Raw genomic sequence first — 5,322 nt, forward strand, 5'->3', positions numbered from 1 at the left:
ACGGCATACGAGATCGGTCTCGGCATTCCTGCTGAACCGCTCTTCCGATCTTAATCTAGCTTTATCCAAAGAAACTTCTTGTAATAAACTTTGAGACTCATAAAAAAATCTTTCTTTATATTGGTTGGGAATTTTAGTTAAATTCTTACTAAAAGTTTTAAAAAGTTTTGGAATAAAAATATGCTGATAAGTTGTTAAATTCTTAGAGTTTATTAAAAACTTTAATAATACTTTAAAAGCAGTAATTAAGTCTGCATATTTTGAGTATACTTCACTACTCATCACTGAACCGTTTCTCTGCCTATAAACATATAAATGTAAGTCTATTACTGCTATATTCTGTGCTAGAATAATATTCTGCCAAGTAAAAATAATATCTTCATGCATAATACCTTCAAGAAAAGTAAGTTGTTGTTGTTGAAGAAAACTTCTTTTATAAAGTTTATTCCAAGGAACTACTCCTAACTTTAAACAAGCTACTTTTAACTTTTCTAAATTCATTTCTGTGTGTGATAACTTAATTATTTTTTGAGGGATATAATAATTTTTAAATTTTTTAGATTGTTCGTAGTATTTTTGATATCCGAAAATTAAAATATCTGCTTGAGTTTCTTGAATTTTTTGATATACTTCTTCATAAAAATAATTACTTAAAATAAAATCATCACTATCTAAAAAATGAATGTATTCACCCTGAGCTACACTTAATCCATAATTTCTAGCACTTGCTGCTCCTAAGTTCTTTTGTTTTAAAATTTTAATTCTTGTGTCTATTTTAGCAAATTCTTCTAAAATACTTAGAGTATTATCAGATGAACCATCATCAATACAAATAATCTCAATAGCAGTTAACACTTGAAAGATTATACTATTTAAACAATCTTGTAAATATTTTTCCACATTATAACAGGGAATAATAATAGAAATTTGCACCATTGGTTAAAACATCTCTATATAGTTAAAGAATTACTACCGGCAATTCTCATCAAATTAAACATTAGATCTCCTGTACCTTATAGAAATTTTCACGTAAGGTATCTAACTTTGTTACTAAAGTAGTTGCACTAAATTTTTTCACTACATTATTATAACCGCCAATAGAGAATCTCTGTAATAATTTTTGATTATTGATTAACTTATTAACTTGTAATGTAATTTCTGCTTTATTTACAGCTTGTAGATACAAAGCCTTATCCTCACTAATCTCTCTTAATCCGCCTGTACCTGAACTAATCACGGCACATTTTGCTAAATGAGCCTCTAAAGCAACTAAGCCAAAAGGTTCAGCTTTTATAGTTGGCACTATGGCAATTTTTGCTTTTTGCATCTTAGCTAAAACCTCAGAATTGGATAATCTCTCATACAATATAATTCTTTTTTCTCGGATTAAACTTTGTAATTCTGGGTGCTGTAATAACCTTAATACCTGCTTATTATATTTAATTTTATTAGAAAAAAATCCTAAAATCAACTCTACTTTGTATGCTTTATTTTGTACTAAAATACCAGGTAATGCCTCTAGTAAAGGGATTATTCCTTTATGGAATACCGGCTTTCCGGCAAAAATTATAATATCTTCCTTACATACCTTATTAGATAAATTCTCCATAGGTAAATAACCTAAAGAATTATAAATAGTTATGAACTTGGATTTCATATCGGGATATTTTCCGGCTAACGTATCCCTAACATAATTACTAATACATAACACTTTTTCTAAATACGCTAAATAAAAAAATTCATAAAATTTTCTAATTATTAGAATTTTATCAGCAAAGCTATTAATCAGATAATTGCCGTGTTTAACCACCACTACCTTGACCTTAGTATATTTTGCTAAATAAGCTGCTAATTTCACATCTTGGTGAACTTCTATAGTTTTAGGTTGTATTTTATTAATATTCTCCAATACTTTTAATTTATAATGTTTTTTAGTAAGATCTTTAGGTAGAATTATAAACTTGAAGTTTTGTATCGGATTTTTAGTATAACTACTGATTATAGTTATATCTGAGTAAAATTTACTATACTTACTATAAGGTAGTGTTGCTAATACTACAGGTTTAGTATTAATACTACTAAGGGGATTATTATAAGGTAAAACTACTGTTATTTTCATTAATTCTTATGTGTTTTTTAACATCCATTTATGAGAGCGTTTTTCTAAGAATCTAAAAATATTAATTAACACAAAATTTATTACTAAATAGCAACTACCTGCTACTAAAAACGGCTCGTAAAAAGAATAAGTTTCTGCTCTAATCTTTGACATGATGGCAGTTATTTCCATAATAGTAATAATACTCGCCAAGGATGATGCTTTTACCAAAGCAATAATTTCATTACTGTATGCAGGCAGGGCATAATAAAAAGTTTGGGGGATAGTAATTCTTCTTAGAATTTTTTGTTTACTCATTCCCAAAGCAATAGCGCTCTCTATTTGCCCATAAGGAATAGCCCTTAGAGAACCTTTAATAATCTCACTTGCATAAGCAGCAGAATTTAACATCAAAGCCAAAGCCGCATAGAAAAAAGGATTAATAAAAATTTCCCATAAAATACTCCCTTTAAAATTAGGAAAATAGAATACCAAATGACCTAGTCCGTAATATATTAAATATAGTTGTAGAAAAAACGGGGTTCCCCTAAAAAAAAACACATACAAATTAACTACATGTTTTATTATTATTACTCTTTGTAAGACAATAATTAGTATAGCTAATACTACTCCTCCTAAAAATCCGATTAAAACTAAAAATAACGTTACAGGTATGCCATGCACAATTTCTACGAACGAATAATGGATTAAATCTCCTCTCATCTTAAGATCCCTTTATAAAAGCATAATGTAGAGATACTTTTTTTAAAAATAATGCTGAAATATAGGTAAAAAATAAGTATATTAAACCTGCTATAAAATAAAATAAAAAGGGAGAATTAGTGGAGTTAACTGCTAAATTAGTATTAAACATAATTTCTGAAATACCAATTACCGATAATAAAGCACTATCCTTAATAGTTAACAACCAACAATTAACCAAACCAGGTAAGGCATAGAATATTAATTGCGGAAGAAGTACTCGCATAAAGATAGTAGGTTTATTCATCCCCATAGCAATTGCTACTTCAATTTGCCCCTTAGGAATTGCTAAAAGAGCCCCCCTAATAACCTCACAGGAATAGGTACCGGAAATTAAAGCTAATGCTATAATTCCCATAGTTATGGCATCACTGGCAAAATGAGCCTGCCCGACAAAAGCTACTGCTATAATCCCATTACCCCCATAAAATAATAAATAAATTACCATTAGCTCAGGTAAACTTCTAATAATTAGAGTATAAAAATTAAAGATAATCTTTAAAGAATAATGCTTAGAAAATGAGAAAATGGCCATTAGTATCCCAATTATTAACCCTAAAATAAATCCACCTAGAGATAATCCTAAAGTGTACAGAGCACCATATAATAATTGTATTCCCCATGCTAAAGTAGTAGAGACCATTAAAAGAAAAACCTTTAATCTTTTACTATTAATCAGTTTTTATTGAAGCATCACTTGTAAAATATTTAAGTGATATTTTTTTTATCGTACCATCATCAAGCATAGTAGTAATAGCAGCATCTATGGCACCTTTTAATTCTAAATCTTCTTTTCTTAAGCCAACTGCAATACCTTTACCGAAAATCTTACTATCTTTCATTCCGAAGTGGGGACCAAATAAAGTTATGTCCTCTCCTTCTTTTTTTAAAATAAATTCTTGAATCGGGATCTTTTCTGAAAATCCTGCAAAAATCCTCCCAGCTTTTAAATCTAAAATTAGTTGATTTTGAGTATCATAATATTGAATTTTTATATCCTTAAATTGCTCTTCTATAAATTTAGCCCCAGTAGTAGATTTTTGTACTCCTATGGTTTGAGTAGCCAACATTTCTTTTAACTGCTTGTAAGTTATTTCTTTAGGAAAAGCCTTAAGATTCTCAGAAGTTGTAAAAAATGCTGATTGTACTTCCACAAAAGGAATCGAAAACCCTATGCTTTCTTCTCTTTCTTTTGTAATAGAAAGAGAAGAAATAATCACATTAACATGATTATTTAATAAATTAGGAATTAATCCTTCCCATGGCAAAATAACAATTTTAACTTTTCGTCCTAATCTGTTACCTAATTCTTGAGAAAATTCAATATCAAAACCTTGTGGCTCTCCGTTTGATGCCACATAATTCCAAGGGAAATAAGCACCCTCATTTCCTACTAATAAAATATTCTCAGAATCTATTGTTACATTATCCTTACTAAGAATACTCGGTAAACTATAAGTAATTGCTAATACTGGAATCATTAAAACGTATCTAAGAGTATTTTTATAATCATGTTTCTTCAAGCTTTTCACAATAAAATAAATCACAATTCCTGCTATTAATACTAGTGCTAAATCAAAAATGATAAGCATTATGTTCTCCTTCTAGTTATTTTATTGATAAATCTTTACCGAAATAAAGAATAGATAATTTACTCAAAGTGCCATCAATTAGCATATCTTGTAAAGCCTTGTTAATTTCTTGCTCAAGAGGATCTCCTTTTTTCAAACCTAGAGCAATTCCTTCTCCTAAAAGATTATTGACAATCGGTGCTCCTATCATAGCAATATTAGTATCCTGATAATCTTTTATATATTCTTCTATAAAAGTAAATTCTGTAACTCCGGCAATAATTCTACCGGAAATAACATCTAAAAGCATTTGATTCTGTGAAACATATAATTTAATTTTATCTATAGGAATTAAAGTTTTTAAATAATTAAGATGAGTAGTAGCACTTTGTACTCCTACAGAATTATTATAAATAGCTACTTTTATTGCTTGAGGAGTAGCATCATCAGCTATATTCTGAAAATTATCTTTTAAGCCGAAAAATACTACCGGAATACCTATATACGGAGTTGAAAAATTAATTACTGCCTGTCTTTCATCATTAATATTGATACCCCCTACAATCACTCTAAAATTATTATTTAACAAGCCAGGAATTAATCCTTCCCAAGCTCTAATATCATATTCAAATTTTTTATTAATTCTTTTACCAATCTCTGTTAAAAGAGCCGATTCAAATCCTATTATTGCTCCCTTAGAATCAGTATAAATAAAAGGACGATACGCAGCATCGGTTCCTACAATAATAGTCTCTTCAAGCAAGGGTTTATTTGTGAATTTATTAGCAGTTACAAATAATACTGTAAAACTACATATTAAAATTACTAAAGCTCCTATTAAGAATTTTTTAGTTAAAGATTCTTTGATACCGCTTCTTATTAATTGATACG

5 protein-coding genes are annotated in these 5,322 nt (G+C 28.8%); all 5 read right to left on the bottom strand.

Annotation, left to right across the window (positions count from 1 at the left end; genetic code table 11):
* Positions 1 to 997 precede the first annotated feature (997 nt).
* Positions 998 to 2,119 carry a glycosyltransferase family 4 protein gene (locus ACQCX0_RS05955; protein WP_462563257.1) on the bottom strand — a complete coding sequence of 374 codons (1,122 nt, stop codon included), beginning with the start codon at positions 2,117 to 2,119 and terminating at the stop codon, positions 998 to 1,000.
* A gap of 6 nt (positions 2,120 to 2,125) precedes the next feature.
* Complete coding sequence (locus ACQCX0_RS05960) at positions 2,126 to 2,821, bottom strand: ABC transporter permease (RefSeq protein ID WP_462563258.1); 696 nt, start codon at positions 2,819 to 2,821, stop codon at positions 2,126 to 2,128.
* A gap of 1 nt (position 2,822) precedes the next feature.
* Positions 2,823 to 3,503, bottom strand: a complete 681-nt coding sequence (locus ACQCX0_RS05965; protein ID WP_462563259.1) for an ABC transporter permease subunit — start codon at positions 3,501 to 3,503, stop codon at positions 2,823 to 2,825.
* A gap of 28 nt (positions 3,504 to 3,531) precedes the next feature.
* The gene (locus tag ACQCX0_RS05970; protein WP_462563260.1) at positions 3,532 to 4,452 is read right to left on the bottom strand and encodes a transporter substrate-binding domain-containing protein; all 921 of its coding nucleotides are present in this window, start codon (positions 4,450 to 4,452) and stop codon (positions 3,532 to 3,534) included.
* 16 nt (positions 4,453 to 4,468) lie between these two features.
* Positions 4,469 to 5,322: substrate-binding periplasmic protein (locus ACQCX0_RS05975; protein ID WP_462563261.1), on the bottom strand; the 854-nt coding region annotated here is incomplete at its 5' end.

It is taken from the genome of Candidatus Hepatincolaceae symbiont of Strigamia maritima (genome assembly GCF_055505085.1).